Genomic DNA, 23,234 nt, shown 5'->3' with positions numbered 1-23,234 from the left:
CCGTGGTGAGGTGCGATGTGGCGGTACGGCGCCTGGGCCCGGCGGCCGGCAGTCGGATTCGGGATCGTGAATCGGGGCGGAATGGACGCGAACGACGAGGGCTCCACGACCGGCCCCTGCCCGGACGCGCCCGATCACGCGATGCCCGATCGCATGTCGCCCGATCACGCCGGTCCCGATCACCCGGTCCCCGACCCCGCCGTGCCCGGCGACGATCTGCCCGGCAGCGGTGCGACCGATCCTGAGATCCCCGGTTCCCGCCGGCCCCCGTCGGGCGCAGGCGGGCCCGGTGGCGCCGTGACCGGGCAGGGAGCGGCCGGCCGCGAGGCCAGGACGCCCTTCCCGGAGCTGACGACGGCAGACGCCGCCGGGCCCGACGAGCCCGCTCCCCCGGACCGTGACGACGAGCCGGGGCCCGCGGGCCTCGCGGCCCTCTCCCTCCGCTATCAGGTCGCCGCCGCCTTCGCCCTCGCCGTGGTCGCCGTCGCAGCCTGTGTGCACCTCGGCATGGTGTTCCTGCACGTCGCGCCCTCGAACACGGTCACCAAGCAGCACGGCGACGCCATCGACGAGTGGATCTACCCCGAGTTCGAGCAGAACTGGAAGCTCTTCGCGCCCAACCCGCTCCAGCAGAACATCGGGGTCCAGGTCCGCGCCCTGGTCCGGTCCGCGGACGGCACCAGCGGCGAGACCGGCTGGTACGACCTGTCGGCGCTCGACGGCCGCGCCATCGACGGGAATCCGCTGCCGAGCCACACCCAGCAGAACGAACTGCGCCGGGCGTGGGACTTCTACGTCGGCACGCACGACGCCGAGAACCGTCCCGCCGGCCTGCGCGGCGACCTCTCCGAGCGGTACCTGCGCCGCATCGCCGTACTGCGCCTCGACCGCGAGCACGCGGGCGGCACGGGGGCGGCCGTCGAACGCGTCCAGTTCCGCTCCCGTACGACCGACGTGCAACCGCCCCGATGGAGCGACGAGAAGGTGTCCGGCCGGCCTGTCGTACGGGAACTGCCCTGGTGGCCGGTTTCCGCGACCGACCGCGCGGACGGCCTGACGGAGGCGAGCGCCCGGTGAACCGATTCGCTCCGACGGTCTCGCGCGGCATCGCCCGCGTCACGGAGTCGGCCCTCGGGCCGTACCAGAGCGCCGCGATCCGCATCGGCTTCGCCGCCACCTGGCTGCTGTTCCTGCTGCGCGAGTACCCGAACCGGCAGGAGATGTACGGGCCCGACGGGCCCTGGAGCTGGGATCTCGCGCAGCGGCTCGTCGCGAGCAACCACGCCTTCACGGCCCTGCTCTGGTCCGACAGCCAGGCGTGGTTCGAGATCGTCTACGCCCTCGCCGTCCTGTCCGGCGTCCTGCTGCTGGCGGGCTGGCGGACCCGGGCCATGTCCGTCGTTTTCATGATCGGCGTGCTGTCCCTGCAGAACCGCAGCGTCTTCATGGGGGACGGCGGCGACAACGTCCTCCACCTGATGGCGATCTATCTGGTGTTCACCCGCTGCGGCCGGGTGTGGTCGCTGGACGCGCGCCGCGAGCGCCTCGCGCACCAGGCACGCGCGCGGGGCGAGTGGACCGGGCCGGACCGTGTGGGGCCCGCGCTGTGGGTGGTGCTCGGTGTCCTGCTCGCGACGGCGACGGGCGCCGGCCGGATCGAGGGCGGCCGGCTGGGCGGCTGGCTCACGGTGTTCTGGGGGCTGTGGGCGGTCCAGGGACTGTGGTGGGCGGTCTGCCGGTTCGCGCGGACCGCGGAGCCGCGGGTCCTGCTGGACGTCGTCGCCAACCTCGTGCACAACGCAGCCCTGCTGATCATCATGGCCGAGGCGTGCCTGATCTACGCGACCGCCGGCTGGTACAAGGTCCAGGGTTCTCGCTGGCAGGACGGCACCGCCGTCTACTACCCCCTGCACCTCGACTACTTCTCGCCCTGGTCGGCCCTGTCCGGCGTGCTCTCCGCGCACGGCACGCTCGTTATGCTGGTCACCTACGGCACGGTGATCATGCAGGTCGCCTTCCCCTTCACGCTGTTCAACCGGCGGGTCAAGAACGTCCTGCTGGTCGCGATGATGACCGAGCACGCGGTGATCGCCGTGGTTCTCGGCCTGCCGTTCTTCTCGCTCGCGATGATCGCCGCGGACGCGGTGTTCCTGCCCACGTCCTTCCTGCACCGCCTCGGCGGATGGACGGCACGCACGCGTGGACGCCTGTCGGCCGCCGGCGGGCGTGCGGTGCCGGGCCCTCGAAAGCCGGAGCCGGGCGTTCCGGAGGAGGCCGAGCCGACGCACGTAGGCTTCACCGCATGAACGACCCCGTACGTGTCTGGCGCCGGCTCGCCGACGATTCCGTCCTGCTCGACGGCTTCCACGCCCTCAAGCACGCGGTGCGCTTCGGGGCCGACATCCCGGTCGCCGTGACCACCGACCGGCGGGCGACGCTGGAATTGGCCACGGAACTCGCCCCCGACGTCCGCGCGACCCTCGACGGCCTGCTGGCGGAGGTCCCGGAGGCGACGTTCACGAACCTCGTGGCCCGTCCGCACCCCACCTCGGTGGCCGCTCTCGCCGTACGACCCTCCCGGGCCGCCAACCTGGAGACGCTGGCCCGCACTCCCCGCACCGCACCCGTCGTCGTCCTCGACGACCCGCGCAACCTGGGCAACGCCGGCGCGGTGATCCGGCTGGCGGCGGGATTCGGCGCGACCGGCGTGGTCACCACGGGCACGCTGGACCCCTGGCATCCCACGGTCGTCCGCGGCGGGGCCGGACTGCACTTCGCGACCGCGGTGGAACGGGTGACGGTGGACGAACTGCCGCCGGGCCCGGTCTTCGCGCTCGACCCGGAGGGTGAGGACATCCGCGGATCGAAGATCCCCGACGACGCGGTGCTCGCCTTCGGTTCGGAGCGCAGCGGGCTGTCCGCCGCGCTGCGCACCCGGGCCGACCACTTGGTGGCCCTGCCGATGCGCCCCCAGGTCTCCAGCTACAACCTCGCGACCAGTGTGGCCATGACGCTGTTCCACTGGAGCGCGACCGGGGGCGCACCCGCCTAGGGGCAGCCGATCACCGTGCCTCCGGTCGGCTCACGCCTCCCGGCGCACCTCGACCACCCGGAAGCGGTTCGCGACGAACGCGCCGTCGCACAGGGCCGCGTTGGCCGCGCCGTTCCCGCCCGATCCGTGGAAGTCCGAGAACGCGGCCGTCTGGTTGACGTAGACCCCGCCCGTCAGGTTCAGGGAGAGCTGGGCGCACTCCTCGAGGCAGGCCTCCCGGATCTCGCGCTCGACCTCCTCGTCGGTGGTGTACGCGCCGACGGTCATCGCGCCCTTGTCCCTGATCGTGCGCCGCAGCAGCTCCACGGCGTCCGCCGCGGAGTCCACCGCGACGGCGAAGGAGACCGGGCCGAAGCACTCGCTCATGAAGGCCGCCTCGTCGGCGCTCTCGGCGCCTTCCCAGTACTTGCGCGCACCGTCGAGCTTCACGATCACGGGGGTGCGCACGACGGCGTCAGGGAACTCGGGGTTCTCGATCTGCCGCGAGGGCAGGGCGACGTCACCCAGCCCGGCGGCCGCCTCCAGGCGGGCCTTCACGTCCGGGTTCACGATGGCGCCTAGCAGCGCGTTCGCCCGGGCGTCGTCGCCGAGCAGACCGCCGACCGACTTCGCGAGGTCGGTGACCACCTCGTCGTACGACTTGGGGCCTTCGTCCGTGCGGATGCCGTCACGGGGGATCAGCAGGTTCTGCGGGGTGGTGCACATCTGGCCGCTGTAGAGCGACAGGGAGAACGCCAGGTTGGACAGCATCCCCTTGTAGTCGCCGGTCGACTCCACGACCACCGTGTTGACGCCGGCCTTCTCCGTGTAGACCTGCGCCTGGCGGGCGTTGGTCTCCAGCCAGTCGCCGAACGCGGTGGAGCCGGTGTAGTCGATGATCCGGATCTCGGGGCGGGTGGCCAGCGTCTTCGCGATGCCCTCGCCGGGTCGCTCGGCGGCCAGCGCCACCAGGTTCGGGTCGAAGCCCGCCTCCGCGAGCACCTCGCGCGCGACCTGCACGGTGAGTGCGAGCGGCAGCACCGCGCGCGGGTGGGGCTTCACCAGGACCGCGTTGCCGGTGGCCAGGGAGGCGAACAGGCCCGGATAGCCGTTCCACGTCGGGAAGGTGTTGCAGCCGATCACCAGCGCGATGCCGCGCGGGACGGGCACGAAGTCCTTGGTCAGCGCGAGCGGGTCACGCTTGCCCTGGGGCTTGGTCCACTCCGCGGTGTCGGGGGTGCGGACCTGCTCCACGTACGCGTACGCCACCGCCTCCAGGCCGCGGTCCTGCGCGTGCGGTCCGCCCGCCTGGAACGCCATCATGAAGGCCTGGCCGCTGGTGTGCATGACCGCGTGCGCGAACTCGTGGGTGCGGTCGCTGATCCGCTTGAGGATCTCCAGGCACACCACGGCACGGATCTCCGCGCCCGCGTCCCGCCAGGCGCGCTGCCCGGCGCGCATCGCGGGCAGCAGCGCGTCGACGTCCGCGTGCGGGTAGGTCACGCCCAGCTCGATGCCGTACGGCGAGGTCTCGCCTCCGACCCAGTCGTCCGTGCCGGGCTGCCCCAGGTCGAGGCGGGTGCCCAGCAGGGCGTCGAAGGCGGCCTTGCCCTCGGCCATGCCCAGGCTGCCGTGCTCGCCGTACGCCTTGGGGTGCTCGGGGTGCGGGGACCAGTACGCGCGCGTGCGGATCGCTTCCAGCGCCTGGTCCAGGGTGGGCCGGTGCTGGGCGATCAGCTGGTGCGCGGTCAGTTCGGCGGCCATCAGGGACCAACTCCTCGTCTCAGGAACTCTTCGTCGAGCTCGCGAGCTGGGCAGGAAGGGACAGTCAGGGTTAGAGTAACCGAACGATCGGTCGGGACAAGGGGGTCCGCCGCATCTGGGGAAAACGCCGTGCGGGAGGATCGCGCACATGACAGCACTCGACCTCAGCAGCCCCGTGGCAGTCGTCGGAACCGGCACCATGGGCCAGGGCATCGCCCAGGTCGCGCTGGTGGCGGGCCACCCCGTGCGGCTCTACGACGCGGCTCCCGGGCGTGCCGAGGCGGCGGCCGAGGCGATCAACGCCCGGCTCGACCGGCTCGTCGCCAAGGACCGGCTCTCCGGCGCCGACCGGGACGCCGCCCGCGCCCGGCTCCATCCGGCCACCGCCCTCACCGACCTCGCGGACTGCATGCTCGTCATCGAGGCGGTGCTCGAACAACTCGACGCCAAGCAGCAGCTTTTCAGCGCCCTCGAGGACATCGTCGAGGACGACTGCCTGCTCGCCACCAACACCTCGTCGCTGTCCGTCACGGCCATCGGTGGCGCGCTGCGCAACCCGGGCCGCCTGGTCGGACTGCACTTCTTCAACCCGGCGCCGCTGCTCCCCCTCGTCGAGGTCGTCTCCGGGTACGCGACCGACGTCACGTCGGCCACGCGTGCGTACGAGCTGGCGCGTGCCTGGGGCAAGACCCCCGTCGCCTGCGCGGACACGCCCGGCTTCATCGTCAACCGCATCGCGCGCCCCTTCTACGCCGAGGCCTTCGCGGTCCACGAGGCGCAGGCCGCCGACCCCGCCACCATCGACGCCGTCCTGCGCGAGTCCGGCGGCTTCCGGATGGGCGCCTTCGAACTCACCGACCTGATCGGCCAGGACGTCAACGAGTCGGTCACCCACTCCGTGTGGCAGTCGTTCTTCCAGGACGTGCGGTTCACGCCCTCGCTCGCCCAGCGCCGGCTCGTCGAATCGGGCCGGCTCGGCCGCAAGGCCGGCCACGGCTGGTACGACTACGGGGACGAGGCCGAGGCCGCCGAGCCGCACACCGCGGAGAAGGCCCAGCCGCCCGCGTACGTCGTCGCCGAGGGGGACCTGGGACCCGCCGCAGACCTCCTCGACGTCATCCGCGAGGCGGGTATCCCGGTCCGCGGCGAGGAGGAGGACCACGGCACCCGCCTGGTGCTGCCCGGCGGCGGGCAGCTCGTCCTCGCCGACGGCCAGACCTCGGTCGAGTTCCGCGACGTCGTCTACTTCGACCTGGCGCTCGACTACCGCAAGGCGACCCGCATCGCCCTGTCGGCGTCCCAGGACACCGCCGCCCGGACGCTGTCCGAGGCCGTCGGGCTCTTCCAGGCGCTCGGCAAGGACGTCAGCGTCATCGGGGACTGCCCCGGCATGATCGTGGCCCGCACGGTCGCCCGGATCGTCGACCTCGCGCACGACGCCGTCGCCAAGGGCGTCGCCACCGAGGAGGACATCGACACCGCGATGCGCCTCGGCGTCAACTACCCCCTGGGCCCCTTCGAATGGAGCCGCAGGCTCGGCACGAACTGGTCGTACGACCTCCTGGACGAGCTGCACGTACGCGACCCCTCCGGCCGCTACGCGCCGTCCCTGGCGCTCTACCGTCACGCGTACGCCACCGAGAAGCGCGAGGGCACCCCATGACCACGGCCAAGCGCGACACGTACACCCCCGAGACGCTCCTGTCCGTCGCCGTCCAGGTCTTCAACGACCGCGGCTACGACGGCACCTCCATGGAGCATCTCTCCAAGGCGGCCGGCATCTCGAAGTCCTCGATCTACCACCACGTCGCGGGCAAGGAGGAGCTGCTGCGCCGCGCCGTGAGCCGGGCGCTGGACGGCCTCTTCGGGATCCTCGACGAGGAGGACGCGCGCGTGGGGCGTGCCGTGCAGCGCCTGGAGTACGTGGTCCGGCGCATGGTCGAGGTCCTCACCTCGGAGCTGCCCTACGTGACGCTGCTGCTGCGCGTGCGCGGCAACACCGACACCGAGCGGTGGGCGCTGGAGCGGCGCCGCGAGTTCGACCACCAGGTCGCCGAGCTCCTGAAGGCCGCGGCGGCCGACGGGGACGTACGCGGCGACGTGGAGGTCAGGCTCGCGACCCGGCTGGTCTTCGGAATGATCAACTCGCTCGTGGAGTGGTACCGGCCGGACGCGCGGGGCATGGGCGCGCCCGAGGTCGTCGACGCCGTGGTGCTGCTGGTCTTCGGAGGGCTCCGCAAGGAGGCCTGAGAGGCCCGGTGGCCGCCGGGCCGGGGACGGCGACGACCCGAACGGGTGAGGCCCTGGGACCGACGTGAGACCACGGGAGTCCCCGGGTCAGCTCTCCGGTTCCAGGTCCTCCTCCTCGAAGACCAGAAGGGTCCTGCTGCTGAGCACCTCCGGGATGGCCTGGAGGCGGGTGAGCACCAGCTCGCGCAGTGCCCGGTTGTCCGGCGTGTGCACCAGCAGCAGGACATCGAAGTCCCCGCCCACCAGGGCGATGTGGGAGGCCCCGGGGAGCACCCTCAGCTGCTCGCGCACCGTGCGCCAGGAGTTCTGCACGATCTTGAGGGTGATGTACGCCGAGGTGCCCTGACCGGCGCGTTCGTGGTCGACGCGTGCCCCGAAGCCACGGATCACGCCGTCCTCGATGAGGCGGTTGATCCGGGCGTAGGCGTTGGCCCGGGACACATGGACCCGTTCGGCCACGGACCGTATCGAGGCGCGGCCGTCCGCCTGGAGCATGCGGAGGATGTCCCGGTCGATCGCGTCGAGGGGCCGGGCGGGCGGTTCGACGGGGCCGGGCTCCGGCTGCTCGGCCATTTGTTCAGGTGCCATGTCCCCCCGCCTCCCTACCATGGACGTACTGCGTCCATCTCAGGCTGTGCAGAACCGTTTGTCCACAGCCTGGCGCCGCCTGTAGCCAAAATGTGCCGACGACCGAACAATCGGTAGGTGAGGCGCATCACACCCGTGACGCGCCTGAAGCCGCTCCCACGAGGAGGTGCCGTCATGACGGTCATGGAGCAGCGAGGGGCCTACCGGCCCACGCCGCCGCCCGCCTGGCAGCCCCGCACCGACCCCGCGCCGCTGCTGCCCGACGCGCTGCCCCACCGCGTGCTCGGCACCGAGGCGGCCGCGCAGGCCGATCCGGAGCTGTTGCGCCGGCTGCACAAGGAGCTGGTCCGAGGCCGCCGCTACAACACGCAGGCCACCGCCCTGACCAAGCAGGGCCGTCTCGCCGTGTACCCCTCCAGCACCGGACAGGAGGCCTGCGAGGTCGCCGCCGCGCTCGTCCTGGAGGACCGCGACTGGCTCTTCCCGAGCTATCGCGACACCCTCGCCGCCGTCGCCCGCGGCCTCGACCCCGTCCAGGCCCTCACGCTGCTGCGCGGCGACTGGCACACCGGCTACGACCCGCGCGAGCACCGTGTCGCGCCCCTCAGCACCCCTCTCGCGACCCAGCTCCCGCACGCCGTGGGCCTCGCGCACGCCGCCCGGCTCAAGGGCGACGACGTGGTCGCGCTCGCCCTGGTCGGCGACGGCGGCACCAGCGAGGGCGACTTCCACGAGGCGCTGAACTTCGCCGCCGTGTGGCAGGCCCCGGTCGTCTTCCTCGTCCAGAACAACGGCTTCGCCATCTCGGTGCCGCTCGCCAAGCAGACCGCCGCCCCGTCGCTGGCCCACAAGGCCGTCGGCTACGGGATGCCGGGCCGCCTGGTCGACGGCAACGACGCGCTGGCCGTGCACCAGGTCCTCGGCGAGGCCATCGCCCACGCGCGCGCGGGCGGCGGTCCCACCCTCGTCGAGGCCGTGACCTACCGCATCGACGCCCACACCAACGCCGACGACGCCACCCGCTACCGCGGCGACTCCGAGGTCGAGACCTGGCGTGGGCACGACCCCGTCACCCTCCTCGAACGCGAGCTGACCGAGCGCGGTCTGCTCGACGAGGCCGCCCTCAAGGCGGTGCGCGACGACGCCGAGGTGATGGCCGCCGACCTGCGCGAGCGCATGAACCAGGACCCGGTGATCGACCCCATGGACCTCTTCGCCCACGTGTACGCCCGGCCCACCCCGCAACTGCTGGAACAGCAGGCGCAGTTGCGGGCGGAGCTGGAGGCGGAGGCGGACGGTTCGCACGGAGCGGGCCCGCACGGCCCGGAAGGAGCCGGGCGATGACCACGGTTGCCCTCAAGCCGGCCACCATGGCGCAGGCGCTCGGACGAGCCCTGCGCGACGCCATGGCGGCCGACCCGACCGTCCACGTCATGGGCGAGGACGTCGGAACCCTCGGCGGTGTCTTCCGGGTCACCGACGGGCTCGCCGCTGAGTTCGGCGAGGACCGCTGCACGGACACCCCGCTCGCCGAGGCGGGCATCCTCGGCGCGGCCGTCGGCATGGCCATGTACGGCCTGCGCCCGGTCGTGGAGATGCAGTTCGACGCGTTCGCCTACCCGGCGTTCGAGCAGCTCGTCTCGCACGTGGCGAAGATGCGCAACCGCACCCGCGGCGCCATGCCGCTGCCCATCACGATCCGTGTCCCCTACGGCGGCGGCATCGGCGGCGTCGAGCACCACAGCGACTCCTCCGAGGCGTACTACATGGCGACCCCGGGTCTCCATGTCGTCACACCGGCCACCGTCTCCGACGCCTACGGGCTGCTGCGCGAGGCCATCGCCTCCGACGACCCGGTCGTCTTCCTGGAACCCAAGCGGCTGTACTGGTCGAAGGATTCCTGGAACCCCGACGAGCCGCCGGCCGTTGAACCGATAGGCCGCGCGGTGGTGCGGCGCTCGGGCCGGAGTGCCACGCTCATCACGTACGGGCCGTCCGTCCCCGTCTGCCTCGAAGCCGCCGAGGCGGCGCGGGCCGAGGGCTGGGACCTCGAAGTCGTCGACCTGCGCTCCCTGGTGCCGTTCGACGACGAGACGGTCGCGGCGTCGGTCCGGCGGACCGGACGCGCGGTCGTCGTGCACGAGTCGGGCGGCTTCGGCGGCCCGGGCGGCGAGATCGCGGCCCGTGTCACGGAGCGCTGCTTCCACCACCTGGAGGCGCCGGTGCTGCGCGTCGCGGGATTCGACATCCCGTACCCGCCGCCCATGCTGGAGCGGCACCACCTGCCCGGTGTCGACCGGATCCTGGACGCCGTGGGGCGTCTGCAGTGGGAGGCGGTGAACTGATGGCGCAGGTGCTGGAGTTCAAGCTCCCCGACCTCGGGGAGGGGCTCACCGAGGCGGAGATCGTCCGCTGGCTGGTGGAGATCGGCGACGTCGTCGCCGTCGACCAGCCCGTCGTCGAGGTCGAGACGGCCAAGGCGATGGTCGAGGTGCCCTGCCCCTACGGAGGCGTGGTCACCGCCCGCTTCGGCGAGGAGGGCACGGAGCTGCCCGTCGGCGCACCCCTGCTGACCGTCGCCGTGGGCACGTCGGCCTCCGGCGAGGACGAGAAGGAGCCCCAGGACGACGAGGGCTCCGGGAACGTGCTGGTGGGTTACGGCACGGGAGCGCCCCCGGCACGGCGTCGGAGGGTGCGGCCCGCGGCCGGTCCGGCAGCCGGCGGGCAGCGTGCCCGGGGCGGCCAGGCAGCCGGCGGCCATGGCCTGGCCGGCGCGGCATCCCCGGCCGGCGCGCCGGCGCGCGGGGGTGCGCCGGACCAGACAGGTGCGGCCGTCCCGGCGGCTCCGGGTGCGGTGGCCGGTTCGCGTGAGCCGGAACCGCAGGAGCAGGCAGGCGCGGCCCCGTCCGCCACACAGGCGGACAAGCGGACCGCTCCGGACGGAGCCGGGCGGGGAGACGGTCCCGTGCCGGTCATCTCGCCCCTCGTACGCCGGCTCGCCCGGGAAAACGACGTGGACCTGCGGGAGCTGGAGGGCTCCGGCCCCGACGGCCTGATCCTTCGGGCCGACGTGGAGTACGCGCTGCGCGCGGCGGCGGGCGGCCGGATGCGTTCCTCCTCCCTCATGGAACCGCTCGGCGTCCCGGCGACCGCAATCGGCCCGGACGCGTTCGCCGACGCGTCCTCCCAGGAGCCGACACGGGGCGCAGCGTCCTCGTACGCGGACATCACGGCGGTCGTGCCCGGCGCGTCCGGCGTCTCCCGCGGGGCCGCTCCGAGCGGAGTCCGTGTCCCGCTGCGGGGCGTGCGCGGAGCCGTCGCCGACAAGCTCTCCCGCAGCCGGCGCGAGATCCCCGACGCGACCTGCTGGGTGGACGCCGACGCCACGGAACTGATGCGGGCCCGCACGGCGATGAACGCGGCGGGCGGCGCGAAGATCTCGCTGCTCGCCCTGCTGGCCCGGATCTGCACCGCGGCGCTGGCCCGGTTCCCCGAGCTCAACTCGACGGTCGATCTGGAAGCCCGTGAGATCGTCCGGCTCGACCGGGTGCACCTTGGGTTCGCGGCCCAGACCGAACGGGGTCTCGTGGTCCCGGTCGTGCGGGAGGCGAACGGGCGGGACGCCGAGGGACTCAGCGCCGAGTTCGCCCGGCTGACGGAGGCGGCCCGCACCGGCACGCTGACGCCCGCGGACCTCACCGGCGGCACCTTCACCCTGAACAACTACGGGGTGTTCGGCGTCGACGGCTCCACACCGATCATCAACCACCCCGAGGCGGCCATGCTCGGCATCGGCCGCATCATCCCCAAGCCCTGGGTGCACCAGGGTGAGTTGGCGGTACGTCAGGTCGTCCAGCTCTCGCTCACCTTCGACCACCGGGTCTGCGACGGCGGCACGGCGGGCGGCTTCCTGCGGTATGTGGCGGACTGTGTGGAACAGCCGGCGGTGCTGCTGCGCACGCTGTAGCACCGGCGGGCCGGTCCTCCCCGTCCACATGCTGTGTGCGGGGGTGGCAATGATCCTTCGGGCGCCCATACTCGGGGGATGACCGCGAACGAGCGACCGGATGCGCCTGGGCGGTCGGAAGCGACCGGGCGACCGGGCGGGCCCGGCCTGCCCGGTGCCTCCGGCGCCACCGTCGCGTACGACGCCGTCGTGCTCGCGGGCGGCTCCGCGCGGCGCCTCGGCGGGGCGGACAAGCCCGGGGTACGGGTGGGCGGCCGGGCACTGCTGGACCGGGTGCTCGCCGCGTGCGCCGACGCGGCCGACACCGTGGTCGTGGCGGAACCCCGGGCCACCGCCCGCCCCGTGCGATGGGCCCGCGAGGACCCGCCGGGCGGCGGACCCCTCGCCGCGCTCGACGCCGGCCTGCGGCACACCACGGCGCCGTACGTCGTCGTACTCTCGGCCGATCTGCCGTTCCTGGACGAGAAGACCGTACGGCGCCTGCTGGACGCTCTCGCCGGGCCCGCCGACTCCGCAGGTCTTCGCACGGCTCCGGAAGCCTCCCGAGGCGGCTCAGCTGGTCCCGTGACCGCGCCGAGTGCCTCCCGAGGATCCCCTGCGGCCCACGGGACTCCCGCACGGCCTGCGCCCTCCTCCGCCGACCGCGGGGACGCGGGCGCCGCCGCCCCGCCCGCCTCTGCGAGGGAGAGCGCCACCACGGCCACCCCGGATTCCCCCGGCACCCCGGCTTCCCCCGGCACCCCGGCTTCCCCCGGCACCCCGGCTTCCCCCGGCACCCCGGCTTCCCCCGGCACCCCGGCTTCCCCCGGCACCCCCGCCGAGGCGCCTGCCCCGAGCGCCGCGGGTGTTCCCGCTGACCTGGCCGCCCCGCCCGATCGGGGACCTCGAAGCGCCGACGCCACCTCCCCGTACGCCGAGGACAAGCGCGCCACCGACGACGCCCGTCCGGACGGCGTCCTGCTGACCGACCCCGACGGGCGCGACCAGCCCCTCGTGGCCGCCTACCGGACCGACGCACTGCGCCGTGAACTGGCCGTGCTGGGAGCCGCCCACGGCGGACTCGGCGGCCTGCCGCTGCGACGGCTCGTCGCCGCACTCGATCTTCTTCGCCTCTCCGACCCCGTCGCGTCCTTCGACTGCGACACCTGGGACGACATCGCCGCCGCTCGGGCACGCATCAGGGAGCATGGGCACGTGTTGGATGAATGGATGACCGCAGTCAAGGACGAGCTGGGCATCGACCTGGACGTCGACACCGGCGTACTGCTCGACCTGGCCCGTGACGCCGCGCACGGAGTCGCCAGGCCGGCCGCGCCGCTGACCACGTTCCTCGTCGGGTACGCGGCCGCCCGGGCGGGCGGCGGACCCGAAGCGGTCGCCGAGGCGTCCCGCAGGGCCACGGCGCTCGCGCTCCGCTGGGCCGACGAGGACGCCCAGGCCACCGCCCCCGACGCCGCTCCGGAGGCCGTCGAGGGCACCTCGCCCACGGCTGCCACCGAACCGGACGCCGGATGACCGCCGCCCGCTCCACCCGGGACGGCCAGGACGCCGACGAGTTCGACGTCGAGGAGGCGCTCGCCCTGGTCAAGGACCCCGGACCGCGCCCGTCGGCCGAGCGGCTCCGCGCGGAGAGCGCCCCCGCGGGGGAACCCCACGCGAGCGACCGCCCCCCGGCCCCGGGCACCGCGGCGCGCGAAGGGAACCCGGGCAAGCAGGCCCAGCACAAGGCCACCCCCTGGCCCGAGGCCCGCGTCGTCGCCGAGCGGGCCGCCCGGTCCGTGCCCCGCAGGGCCCCGATCTCCGTCCCCCTCGACGCGGCCCTCGGCCTCGTCCTCGCCGCCCCGCTGACCGCGCTCACCGACCTCCCGTCCTTCGACACCTCGGCGATGGACGGCTGGGCCGTCGCGGGCCCCGGGCCCTGGGAGGTGCGGGGAGACGGTGTGCTCGCCGGAAACGCGGCGCCCGAGCGGCTCACCGACGGCGAAGCCGTCCGCATCGCCACCGGCGCCCGCGTCCCGCGCGACGCGACCGCCGTCCTGCGCAGCGAGCACGGACGCATCGACGACAAGGGACGTCTGTACGCCCGTCACGCACAGGGCCACGGCCCCGACCGACAGGCCGGAACCCTGGACGTGGCGCACGGACAGGACATCCGTCCACGCGGACAGGAGTGCCGCAGCGGGGACCAACTGCTGCCGCTCGGCGCCCTGGTCACCCCCGCCGTCCTTGGCCTCGCCGCCGCGGCCGGCTACGACACCCTCACGGTGATCCCCCGCCCGCGCGTCGAAGTACTCGTCCTCGGCGACGAGTTGCTCACCGAGGGACTGCCCCGCGAAGGCCTCATCCGGGACGCGCTCGGCCCGATGCTGCCGCCGTGGCTGCGGGCGCTCGGCGCCGAGGTCGTCGCGGTGCGCCGCCTCGGCGACGACGCCGCCGCGCTGCACAAGGCGATCACCGGATCCCGGGCCGACCTGATCGTCACCACCGGCGGCACCGCGTCCGGACCCGTCGACCACGTCCACCCGATACTGCTCCGGCTAGGCGCCGAGCTGCTGGTGGACGGCGTCAAGGTGCGGCCGGGGCATCCGATGCTGCTGGCCCGCCTCCAGGAAGGCCGGCACCTCGTCGGCCTGCCCGGCAACCCGCTCGCGGCCGTGTCCGGCCTCCTGACGCTCGCCGAGCCGCTGCTGCGCACGTTGGCCGGCCGCGCGGCCCCGGAGCCGTACACGCTGCCCTGCAGGGAGGCCGTGCAGGGACATCCGTACGACACCCGGCTCGTCCCCGTCTCGTTGCGCGGCGAGCGTGCCGTGCCGCTGCACTACAACGGCCCGGCGATGCTCCGGGGCATCGCCGCGTCCGACGCACTCGCCGTCGTACCGCCGGCCGGCGCGCGGGCGGGCCAGGAGCTCGAACTCATCGACCTGCCGTGGGCGACCGCGGGGATCGACGCGTGCTTCGTCTGAGACGGAGACGGGCGGAGCCGGGCGGTGCCGGGAGCGGGACGACGGTGGAAGCGGCGTGACGGCGGGGCGGTGGCGGCGTGACGTCCAGGGTGGGAGCGGCATGAATCCGAACGGGGTGTGTTTCACGTGAAACTTCCGGGCCATGATGCGATCGCCCGCCAGGCGGGCGAGCATCTCGTGACCCACCAGGTGAAACTGCCGCGGAAGGTCGTCGAGCGTCCGATCCGGCAGGTCGGCAAGCGGCTGGCGATGGCCTTGCTGGTGCTGGTCGCCACGGCGCTGATCGTCTGGTTCGACCGGGACGGCTACACCGACAACTCGGACGGAAGCGTCGACCTGCTCGACTCCTTCTACTACGCGACGGTGACCCTCTCGACCACCGGCTACGGCGACGTCACCCCGACCAGCGACGGCGCCCGGCTCATCAACATCCTGCTCATCACGCCGCTGCGGGTGCTGTTCCTGATCATCCTGGTCGGCACCACCCTGGAGGTCCTCACGGAGCGCACCCGTGAGGAATGGCGCCTGAACCGCTGGAGGGCGGCTTTGAGGGATCACACCGTGGTTGTCGGCTTCGGGACCAAGGGCCGCTCGGCCGTCGAGACCGTCTGCGCGACCGGGCTGAAGAAGGAGCAGGTCGTGGTCGTCGACCCGAGCCCCCGGGTGGTCGACGCGGCGACCGCCGAGGGATACGCGGGAGTGATCGGCGACGCCACGCGCAGCGATGTCCTGATGCGTGCCGAGCTCCACCGGGCACGCCAGATCATCATCGCCACCCAGCGCGACGACACGGCCGTGCTCGTGACCCTGACGGCCCGGCAGCTCAACCGCGGGGCGAAGATCGTCGCCGCCGTGCGCGAGGAGGAGAACGCGCCGCTGCTCAAGCAGTCCGGCGCCGACGCGGTCATCACCAGTGCGAGCGCGGCCGGACGGCTGCTCGGCCTCTCCGTCCTCAGCCCCGCCGCCGGCATGGTGATGGAGGACCTGATCCATCAGGGCAGCGGGCTGGACATGGTCGAACGGCCCGTCATAAAGGCCGAGGTGGGCAAGGGCGTCCGGGAGACCTCCGACCTGGTGGTCAGCGTCGTCCGCGGGCATCGCGTCCTCGGGTACGACGATCCGGCCGTCGGCACGCTCCAGCTGACGGACCGGCTCATCACGATCGCGCGGGCCACCCCGGGCACCCAGGTGACACCGGGGAACCGGCTCCGCCCGCCGGACTAGGGAGCCACCGCCCAGGAGTAGCGTCGTCCTCATGTACGCGATCACGATTCCTGAACCTGGTGGGCCCGAGGCGCTGGTGTGGGACGAGGTCCCCGATCCCGTGCCGGGCGAGGGCGAAGTGCTGGTCGAGGTGGTGGCCAGCGCCGTCAACCGTGCCGATCTGCTCCAGCGGCAGGGCATGTACAACCCGCCGCCCGGAGCCTCCGCCTACCCCGGACTCGAATGCTCGGGACGCGTCGTCGAGGTCGGCACCGGCGTCTCGGGCTGGGCTGTCGGCGACGAGGTGTGCGCGCTGCTCGCGGGCGGCGGATACGCCCAGAAGGTCGCCGTGCCGGCCGGACAGCTGCTGCCGGTGCCCAAGGGCCTGACCCTGCTGCAGGCGGCGGCCCTGCCCGAGGTGACGTGCACCGTCTGGTCGAACGTCTTCATGGTCGCCCACCTCCTCCCCGGCGAGACGCTGCTCGTGCACGGCGGCTCCAGCGGAATCGGCACCATGGCGGTCCAGCTGGCCAAGGCCGTCGGCGCGAAGGTCGCCGTCACGGCCGGCACCAAGGAGAAGCTCGACTTCTGCGCCGGGCTGGGCGCGGACATCCTGATCAACTACCGCGAGCAGGACTTCGTCGAGGAGATCGAGCGGGCCACCGACGGCGCGGGCGCCGACGTCATCCTCGACAACATGGGCGCCAAGTACCTCGACCGCAACGTGCGTGCTCTCGCGGTGAACGGACGGCTCGCCATCATCGGCATGCAGGGCGGGATCAAGGGCGAACTGAACATCGCCACCCTCCTGAACAAGCGCGCCGCCGTCACCGCCACCTCGCTGCGCGCCCGGCCGCTCGAAGAGAAGACGGCGATCGTCGCGGCCGTACGGGAGCACGTGTGGCCGTTGATCGACGGCGGCCACGTCCGTCCGGTCGTCGACCGGGAGCTGCCCATGAGCGAGGCGGCCGAGGCGCACCGGGTGCTGGAGGAGAGCGGCCACATCGGCAAGGTCCTGCTGGTCGCGCCGCAGAGCTGACCTGCCCGGCTCAGAGGTGCGCCGTGTCCCTCGCGGCGCGCCTCAGCCGCGGCGGACCCGCAGGCCCACGAAGGCCAGACCGAGACCGAGGCCGACGAGGATCAGGCCGCCGCCCAGCGGCAGTACCTGCCATACCGGCTCGGTGCTGGACCGGGGGCCCACGACGCTCTGCTGCACGGGAGCCGTGTCCTCCCGCGACGCGTCGGGGACGTCACCCACCTGGCTGAGTCCGGCGCCGATGTCGCTGCCGATGTCCGTGCCGGGGTCCGAGTCCTCGGGTTCCGGGGAGTCCTCGTCGGCGCGCCCCGGACGCACGCGGCCCTCGCCGGCGATGCTGCCTGCGCGCGAGGAGTCCGGCGTCGGAATGGCGCGTCCGGGTTCGGGGGCGCCGGGTCCGGGCTGTCCCGGGGACCCGGCGGACGCGAGGGTCCGGGCGGCCGGCGGGGCGGCGCTCGCCGAGGGGCCGGTGCCGCACAGCAGCGCGGCCGCCAGGAGCCCTGCCGTGGGCAGGACGCGGAGCCATGGAGTCACGCCGGTGACCCCCTCCCGGTGCGGTTCGCCAAGACGAGTGCCGTGATCGACGGGACAAGCCTCACATGACCGGACGGTCCCGGCATCTCGGCGGAAAGTGACGCTCCGCGAGCGCCCGGGGACCGTCCGCGCGGCCCCCGGGGACGCACAGCCGCCCCCGTACCTGGTGGATCACCGTAGGGAGGGGGCGCCACCGTGATGGAGTGCACGGGTGCGAGACAATGGCGCTATGGAGATGCCGAGGAACGAAAGGTCGCCGGAGAACCCTCAGATCCTGGTTGTCGGCCAGGACGGTATGGCTCTGGGTGGCACCGGAGACGAGGACTCCCGCGAGGTCCCGGTCACGGAGATGGTGGCTCAGCCCGCCAAGGTGATGCGTATCGGCAGCATGATCAAGCAGCTGCTGGAGGAGGTGCGCGCGGCACCTCTGGACGAGGCGAGCAGGGCCCGGCTCAAGGAGATCCACGCCAGTTCCGTGAAGGAGCTGGAGGATGGTCTGGCCCCCGAGCTCGTCGACGAACTGGAGCGGCTCTCCCTGCCCTTCGCCGACGAGACGACGCCCAGTGACGCGGAACTGCGGATCGCGCAGGCCCAGTTGGTGGGCTGGCTCGAGGGACTCTTCCACGGGATCCAGACGACCCTCTTCGCCCAGCAGATGGCGGCGAGGGCTCAGCTGGAGCAGATGCGCCGTGCGCTCCCGCCGGGAGTCGGCGGCGCGGAGGGCGACGAGGACCCCCGCACAGGGGGCCGCTCGGGCGGACCGTACCTGTAACCACACGGATCACCGGGTACTCCCGGACACCTGATTCGCCCAGTCACCCGAACGGAACGGGCCCGGCACCGAGGTGCCGGGCCCGTTCACGTGGGTGCGGGTGCGGGGTGGTTCAGGACGGGTCGCCCGAGGACACCTTGAGCTCGATCTCCGGCATCTTCCTGGGGTCGACGTCCGTGCCGGCCGACGGGAACTGATCCATGATCGTGTCCTCGCCGTACGTGTTCTCGTCGACCCGGGTGACCTTCATCTGCCAGCCGGCGGCCTGGAAGCAGGACTTCACCGAGGTGAGGTTCTTGAAGTGGAAGTCCGGGACCTGGATCTTGTCGGGGTCGTCGTAGGACTCCTGCGCGTCGGTGCACGCGTCGGTGTCGACGGTCTTCGACGTGTCGGGACCCTTGTGGCCGGCGACCACGGCGGGCGACGAGCTGGTCGTGTCGTCACCGCCCTTGGTGTCGTCGCCGCTGCCGCCGCCGCTCAGGGTGAGCGCGACGACCAGGCCGCCGATCGCGAGGAGCGCGACGACGATCGCGCCGATCACCACACTCTTGTTGCTCTTCCCGCCGCCCGAGCCGCCCGACGCGGGCGCCGGGTGCTGCGGAGTGAGGTTGTACGGCGGCGGCGTCGACGTGCCGTGCTGCGGGGCGTAGCCGGAGGTCTGCTGCGCCGGCGTCTGGTAGCCGCCCTGCTGCGGGTAGCCGTAGGCGGGGGCGGGTGTGCCGTACGGGCCCGGCTGGTACGGGGTCTGGACGGGGCCCGGTGCCGGGGTGCCCTGCTCGACCGGCGGGAAGACCGCGGAGGCGACGCCCGCGCCGCTCGGCGTCTGGGCGCCCGGCACGATGCTCGGCGGGGCCGCCTGGAAGGACTGGGCGACCCGCAGGCACTCGTCCCGCATGGCCTCGGCGCTCGGGAAACGCTCGTTCGGGTTCTTCTTCAGCGCGCGGGCGACCAGCGCGTCCACCCCGGGGGGCAGCGAGCGGTTCACCGAGGAGGGCGCGACCGGAGCCTCCTGGACGTGCGCGTACGCGATGGCCAGCGGGGAGTCCGCCTCGAACGGCAGCCGCCCGGTGACCAGTTGGAACAGCATGATGCCGACCGAGTACAGGTCGGACCGGGCGTCGACGCCCCGGCCGAGCGCCTGCTCGGGGGAGAGGTACTGCGGGGTGCCGACGACCATCCCGGTCTGGGTCATGGAGGTGACGCCGGACTGCATGGCGCGGGCGATGCCGAAGTCCATGACCTTGACGACGTTGCGCTTGGTCATCATCACGTTGCCCGGCTTGATGTCCCGGTGGACCAGGCCCATCTCGTGGCTGATCTCCAGCGCGGCCAGCACGTCCGCGGTGATCTTCAGGGCCTTGTCGGCGGGCATCGCGCCGTACTGCCGGATGTCCGCCTCGAGGACCGAGCCGAGCGGCTGGCCCTCGATGTACTCCATGACGATGTACGGCGTCGTCATGCCGTCGAGGTCGTCCTCGCCGGTGTCGAAGACCGAGACGATGTTCGTGTGCGTGAGCTTGGCCACCGACTGGGCCTCGCGGCGGAAGCGCTCGCGGAACGCCTGCTCACGGCCGAGTTCGGTGTGCAGCGTCTTGATCGCGACCTGCCGGTCGAGCACCGAGTCGTACGCGAGGTGCACCGAGGCCATGCCGCCCTCGCCGAGCAGATCGCGCAGCTGGTAGCGGCCGCCGGCGACCGCACGCCCCGCATACCGGCCCTGTGCACCGTCCTGGCTCATCTTCTGCGTCCCCCGCGGCCGTGATCGATTGGCTTATTCCGGGCCAAGTCTGCCCGAGGGCACTGACACGTCAAGCGCGGTGCCCGTTCCGTGACCGTCTGCGAAAGAAGCGTCGCGGAAGCGTTACAGGTGCCGCGCGGCCGGTACACAGAATTTGCACGCACCGACCTGGGGCGGGTTGGATGGCCCGTCCATCTCACTTTCATCTCGGGCCGTCGCCTTGCGCGGAGCCTGTAGCGTGGCCCGACGGAGACCGTAACAACCACCGCGCAGACCGCGGGCAGAAACGACGGCGAGGACTGATGGCACAGCAGCAGCGCGCTCAGGGCCCGTCCGACCCCGAGGCGACTGGCGGCGGTATGTCAGATGCGCCGGAGTTGTGGGGTAACGGCGGGCTGGTCGGCGACGGCCGATATCGGCTGACACGCAGACTCGGCCGGGGCGGCATGGCCGAGGTGTTCGCCGCCGAGGACGTGCGCCTCGGGCGGACTGTCGCTGTCAAGCTGCTCCGGTCCGATCTGGCCGAGGATCCCGTGTCCAAGGCGCGCTTCACGCGCGAGGCCCAGTCGGTCGCGGGGCTCAACCACCACGCCGTCGTCGCCGTGTACGACTCCGGCGAGGACGTGGTCGGCCACGGCGTCGTCCCGTACATCGTGATGGAGATCGTCGAGGGTCACACGATCCGCGACCTGCTGATCAACGCCGAGGCCCCCGGGCCCGAGCAGGCGCTGATCATCGTGTCCGGTGTCCTGGAGGCGCTCGCCTACTCGCATCAGCACGGCATCGTGCACCGCGACATCAAGCCGGCGAACGTGATCATCACGGAGACCGGCGCGGTCAAGGTGATGGACTTCGGTATCGCGCGTGCCCTGCACGGCGCCCAGTCGACGATGACCCAGACCGGCATGGTCATGGGTACGCCGCAGTACCTCTCCCCGGAGCAGGCGCTCGGCAAGGCCGTCGACCACCGCTCCGACCTGTACGCGACCGGCTGTCTGCTGTACGAACTCCTCGCGCTGCGGCCCCCGTTCACCGGCGAGACGCCGCTCTCGGTGGTCTACCAGCACGTCCAGGACACCCCGGTACCCCCGTCCCAGGTGTCGAACGCGGCCCCGCCGGAGCTCGACGGGCTCGTCATGCGCGCCCTCGCGAAGGACCCGGACGACCGGTTCCAGACCGCCGAGGAGATGCGCGGCCTCGTCCAGTACGGGCTGCAGATGCTGTACGACCAGGGCAGCCACACCGGCACCTGGAACACCGGCCCGGTCACCGTCCACGACGGGCTGAACACCCCCGCGGCCGGCTTCGCGGGGACGGCCGCGATGCCGCACCCCGGCGACTCCGGGACCGCGCAGATCCAGACGCCGATGATCCCGCCCTACGGCGGCGGTGACGACGGCGGCTTCGAGGGACGCGGCAACAAGGGCGGCGGCCGCGGAAAGCTGTGGATCCTCGCGGTGTTCGCCGTGATCGCGATCGTGGCGGGTGTCGCGCTGGCGCTCAACAACACCGGCGGCGGCGGAGGCGGAGGGACGGGCACGTCGGAGAAGCCGACCAGCACGCACTCCACCAAGGACAACGAGTCCGACCAGACGCCCAGCGACGACACGACGGACCAGTCGACGGACGACACCTCGGGCGACAACTCGACGGGCACGGGCGACACCCCGGACTACACGCCCTCGGAGACGCCGTCCTCGAGCGACCAGCCGACCGACCAGCCGACGGAGAAGCCGACGGAGAAGCCGACCGAGAAGCCGACCAAGCCGACCGAGAAGCCGTCGGAGGACCCGGTGACGCCCACCCCGCCCGCGTCCGAGTCGGTGGACCCCGGCGACAGCGGTGACGGCGGAGTGACGACGGACGGAGTGGGCGGGCTCTGACCGGAGCCCGCGACGGCCGGACGGTCTCCGGACGGCCCTGAGACGACATCACGCGCGCGTGTGAGCCCGAGAAGGGCTCCACGCGCGCGTGTCTGTTTCACCGCGGTTGTGGAGCACTACAGGGGCACCGCGTCACAGGACCGGGCAGCCGCCCGTCACGGGAACCGGCCGACCCGTCACGGGACCCGGTCGAGGCGCCCCTCCGGGCCGTCGCCGTCCGTCGAGTTCACGTCGGCGAACTGGGGCTCGATGCCGAGGTAGACGGGCTCGTAGGGGACGCCGTCCACGAGCGGCGGCGCGGGGCCGAACAGCTCCAGTTCGGCGGCCGTCGGCTCGACCGGCTCGCACCGGCCCACGATCTGTACGGACCACAGGTTCTCGCCGCGCCGCGCGCGGCTCAGGTTGTCGGTGCCGTACGCGACGACACTGCCGGCGCACGCGAGGTGATAGCCGCAGCTCAGGGGCATGCGCAGCAGGACGCGGCCGTCCACGACGATGTGGCGGGCGAGCGCGAGGAAAGGCATCGCGCGCAGGCTGGTGGCCACCCGGCCGTAGTCCGTGCGGGCGATCAGCCCCAGGGCGAGCTGCTCGTCGGCGGGCCGCCGGGCGGCCGGACGTTCGTCGGTGGGCATGCCCCCAATGTCCGGGACCGGCGCGGCGGGGAAAAGGGGCACCCGCCCTCCGAAGAGGGGCCTTAAGTCCCTGGCAGGCCGGGAATCCCCATCGATCAGCGGTGCTGTTGTTCCGCCTGTAGGCGCGCCACATAGGCGGCCGCCTGGGACCGGCGTTCCATTCCCAGCTTGGACAGCAGGCTGGACACGTAATTCTTGATCGTTTTCTCGGCGAGGTGCAGTCGCTCGCCGATCGCGCGATTGGTGAGCCCCTCGCCGATCAGGTCGAGGATCCTGCGTTCCTGGTCCGTGAGCCGCTCGAGTTTCCCGTCGCCCTTGGGAGCGCCTCCGTCCCGCAGCCGCTCCAGGACGCGGGCCGTGGCCACCGGGTCGAGCAGGGACTTTCCGGCCGCCACGTCCCGGACCGCGGTGAGCAGCTCGTTGCCGCGGATGTCCTTGAGGACATAGCCCGAGGCACCCGCCATGATCGCGTCGAACAGGGCCTCGTCGTCGGAGAACGAGGTCAGCATCAGGCACTTGATGTCCTCGTGCGCGGAGCGGATCTCGCGGCAGACCTCCACGCCGCTGCCGTCGGGAAGACGGACGTCCAGGACGGCGACGTCCGGGCGGGTCGCCGGGATACGGGCCAGTGCGTCGGCCGCCGTTCCCGCCTCGCCGACCACCTCGATGTCGTCCTCGACGGAGAGCAGTTCGTGGACCCCGCGGCGGACGACCTCATGGTCATCGAGGAGAAATACCCTGATTTTCCCGTTTTCCGGCACGGTGTCAGTGTCACACACGATCATGGCCATTGCCCTCGGGTGAACTCTTCCCGTGCCCGGGGTGGCCGGGATAACGTGCCGGTGTTCCGGCCCCCTGCAAGGCTGTAACCAG

20 protein-coding genes are annotated in these 23,234 nt (G+C 72.5%); 14 read left to right on the top strand and 6 right to left on the bottom strand.

Features of this window, described 5'->3' with window-relative positions; all coding sequences use genetic code 11:
* Positions 1–81 precede the first annotated feature (81 nt).
* The 3 genes from ABZT74_RS01150 to ABZT74_RS01140 are packed head-to-tail and all read left to right on the top strand — an operon-like array spanning position 82 to position 3,052.
* Complete coding sequence (locus ABZT74_RS01150; RefSeq protein WP_356169080.1) at positions 82–1,077, top strand: DUF5819 family protein; 996 nt, start codon at positions 82–84, stop codon at positions 1,075–1,077.
* Positions 1,074–2,306, top strand: coding sequence for an HTTM domain-containing protein (locus ABZT74_RS01145; RefSeq protein WP_356432797.1), 1,233 nt, complete (start codon positions 1,074–1,076; stop codon positions 2,304–2,306). The genes ABZT74_RS01150 and ABZT74_RS01145 overlap by 4 nt, the downstream gene beginning before the upstream one ends.
* A complete protein-coding gene (locus ABZT74_RS01140; protein ID WP_356432795.1) occupies positions 2,303–3,052 on the top strand; it encodes a TrmH family RNA methyltransferase in 750 nt (249 codons plus the stop codon). The genes ABZT74_RS01145 and ABZT74_RS01140 overlap by 4 nt, the downstream gene beginning before the upstream one ends.
* Positions 3,053–3,082: 30 nt before the next feature.
* Here ABZT74_RS01140 and paaN read toward each other — a convergent pair whose 3' ends face one another.
* Positions 3,083–4,795 carry a phenylacetic acid degradation protein PaaN gene (gene paaN / locus ABZT74_RS01135; protein ID WP_356432793.1) on the bottom strand — a complete coding sequence of 571 codons (1,713 nt, stop codon included), beginning with the start codon at positions 4,793–4,795 and terminating at the stop codon, positions 3,083–3,085.
* A gap of 148 nt (positions 4,796–4,943) precedes the next feature.
* Here paaN and ABZT74_RS01130 point away from each other — a divergent pair, with 148 nt between their 5' ends.
* Together ABZT74_RS01130 and ABZT74_RS01125 are read left to right on the top strand one after the other, a co-directional pair.
* On the top strand, positions 4,944–6,458 hold the full coding sequence (locus ABZT74_RS01130; protein WP_356432791.1) for a 3-hydroxyacyl-CoA dehydrogenase: 1,515 nt from the start codon (positions 4,944–4,946) through the stop codon (positions 6,456–6,458).
* Positions 6,455–7,045, top strand: a complete 591-nt coding sequence (locus ABZT74_RS01125) for a TetR/AcrR family transcriptional regulator (protein WP_356169065.1) — start codon at positions 6,455–6,457, stop codon at positions 7,043–7,045. Before ABZT74_RS01130 ends, ABZT74_RS01125 begins: the two co-directional genes overlap by 4 nt.
* A gap of 87 nt (positions 7,046–7,132) precedes the next feature.
* Here the strand turns inward: ABZT74_RS01125 and ABZT74_RS01120 are convergent, their stop codons facing one another.
* Complete coding sequence (locus tag ABZT74_RS01120; RefSeq protein WP_355873252.1) at positions 7,133–7,633, bottom strand: Lrp/AsnC family transcriptional regulator; 501 nt, start codon at positions 7,631–7,633, stop codon at positions 7,133–7,135.
* Between the two features lie 174 nt (positions 7,634–7,807).
* On the opposite strand from ABZT74_RS01120, the gene pdhA reads away from it, so the two are divergent.
* From pdhA to ABZT74_RS01085, 7 genes are all read left to right on the top strand, one after another.
* Positions 7,808–8,977 (top strand): pyruvate dehydrogenase (acetyl-transferring) E1 component subunit alpha, encoded by a 1,170-nt coding sequence (pdhA, locus tag ABZT74_RS01115; protein WP_356432790.1) that lies wholly within the window; start codon positions 7,808–7,810, stop codon positions 8,975–8,977.
* The gene (locus ABZT74_RS01110; protein WP_356432788.1) at positions 8,974–9,978 is read left to right on the top strand and encodes an alpha-ketoacid dehydrogenase subunit beta; all 1,005 of its coding nucleotides are present in this window, start codon (positions 8,974–8,976) and stop codon (positions 9,976–9,978) included. Before pdhA ends, ABZT74_RS01110 begins: the two co-directional genes overlap by 4 nt.
* Positions 9,978–11,600 carry a dihydrolipoamide acetyltransferase family protein gene (locus ABZT74_RS01105; protein ID WP_356432786.1) on the top strand — a complete coding sequence of 541 codons (1,623 nt, stop codon included), beginning with the start codon at positions 9,978–9,980 and terminating at the stop codon, positions 11,598–11,600. The genes ABZT74_RS01110 and ABZT74_RS01105 overlap by 1 nt, the downstream gene beginning before the upstream one ends.
* Positions 11,601–11,678: 78 nt before the next feature.
* Positions 11,679–13,115, top strand: coding sequence for a DUF6457 domain-containing protein (locus ABZT74_RS01100; RefSeq protein ID WP_356432784.1), 1,437 nt, complete (start codon positions 11,679–11,681; stop codon positions 13,113–13,115).
* A complete protein-coding gene (locus tag ABZT74_RS01095) occupies positions 13,112–14,563 on the top strand; it encodes a molybdopterin molybdotransferase MoeA (RefSeq protein WP_356432782.1) in 1,452 nt (483 codons plus the stop codon). Before ABZT74_RS01100 ends, ABZT74_RS01095 begins: the two co-directional genes overlap by 4 nt.
* Before the next feature lie 126 nt (positions 14,564–14,689).
* Positions 14,690–15,787 carry a potassium channel family protein gene (locus ABZT74_RS01090; protein ID WP_356432780.1) on the top strand — a complete coding sequence of 366 codons (1,098 nt, stop codon included), beginning with the start codon at positions 14,690–14,692 and terminating at the stop codon, positions 15,785–15,787.
* A 31-nt stretch (positions 15,788–15,818) separates the two neighbouring features.
* Positions 15,819–16,805 carry an NAD(P)H-quinone oxidoreductase gene (locus ABZT74_RS01085; protein WP_356432778.1) on the top strand — a complete coding sequence of 329 codons (987 nt, stop codon included), beginning with the start codon at positions 15,819–15,821 and terminating at the stop codon, positions 16,803–16,805.
* A gap of 42 nt (positions 16,806–16,847) precedes the next feature.
* Here ABZT74_RS01085 and ABZT74_RS01080 read toward each other — a convergent pair whose 3' ends face one another.
* Positions 16,848–17,336 (bottom strand): hypothetical protein, encoded by a 489-nt coding sequence (locus ABZT74_RS01080; protein ID WP_356432776.1) that lies wholly within the window; start codon positions 17,334–17,336, stop codon positions 16,848–16,850.
* A 229-nt stretch (positions 17,337–17,565) separates the two neighbouring features.
* Between ABZT74_RS01080 and ABZT74_RS01075 the strand changes: the two genes are divergently transcribed.
* Entirely contained in the window at positions 17,566–18,108 is a 543-nt protein-coding gene (locus tag ABZT74_RS01075) for a bacterial proteasome activator family protein (protein ID WP_355873232.1), read from the top strand.
* A gap of 112 nt (positions 18,109–18,220) precedes the next feature.
* On the opposite strand, the gene ABZT74_RS01070 is transcribed toward ABZT74_RS01075, so the two are convergent.
* Complete coding sequence (locus tag ABZT74_RS01070; protein ID WP_355873229.1) at positions 18,221–19,846, bottom strand: protein kinase; 1,626 nt, start codon at positions 19,844–19,846, stop codon at positions 18,221–18,223.
* 302 nt (positions 19,847–20,148) lie between these two features.
* On the opposite strand from ABZT74_RS01070, the gene ABZT74_RS01065 reads away from it, so the two are divergent.
* Positions 20,149–21,729: a protein kinase gene (locus tag ABZT74_RS01065; RefSeq protein ID WP_356169035.1), complete on the top strand. Its 1,581-nt coding sequence runs from the start codon at positions 20,149–20,151 to the stop codon at positions 21,727–21,729.
* 176 nt (positions 21,730–21,905) lie between these two features.
* Here the strand turns inward: ABZT74_RS01065 and ABZT74_RS01060 are convergent, their stop codons facing one another.
* Positions 21,906–22,361 carry a pyridoxamine 5'-phosphate oxidase family protein gene (locus ABZT74_RS01060; protein WP_355873223.1) on the bottom strand — a complete coding sequence of 152 codons (456 nt, stop codon included), beginning with the start codon at positions 22,359–22,361 and terminating at the stop codon, positions 21,906–21,908.
* 95 nt (positions 22,362–22,456) lie between these two features.
* The gene (locus ABZT74_RS01055) at positions 22,457–23,122 is read right to left on the bottom strand and encodes a response regulator transcription factor (RefSeq protein ID WP_356432773.1); all 666 of its coding nucleotides are present in this window, start codon (positions 23,120–23,122) and stop codon (positions 22,457–22,459) included.
* Positions 23,123–23,234: the final 112 nt, after the last annotated feature.

It is taken from the genome of Streptomyces sp. NPDC005302, assembly GCF_040607345.1.
In the GTDB taxonomy this organism is placed as follows: domain Bacteria; phylum Actinomycetota; class Actinomycetes; order Streptomycetales; family Streptomycetaceae; genus Streptomyces.
The sequence above is the reverse complement of the archived record's forward strand: the minus strand, read 5'-3'. Positions and strand labels throughout refer to the sequence as shown.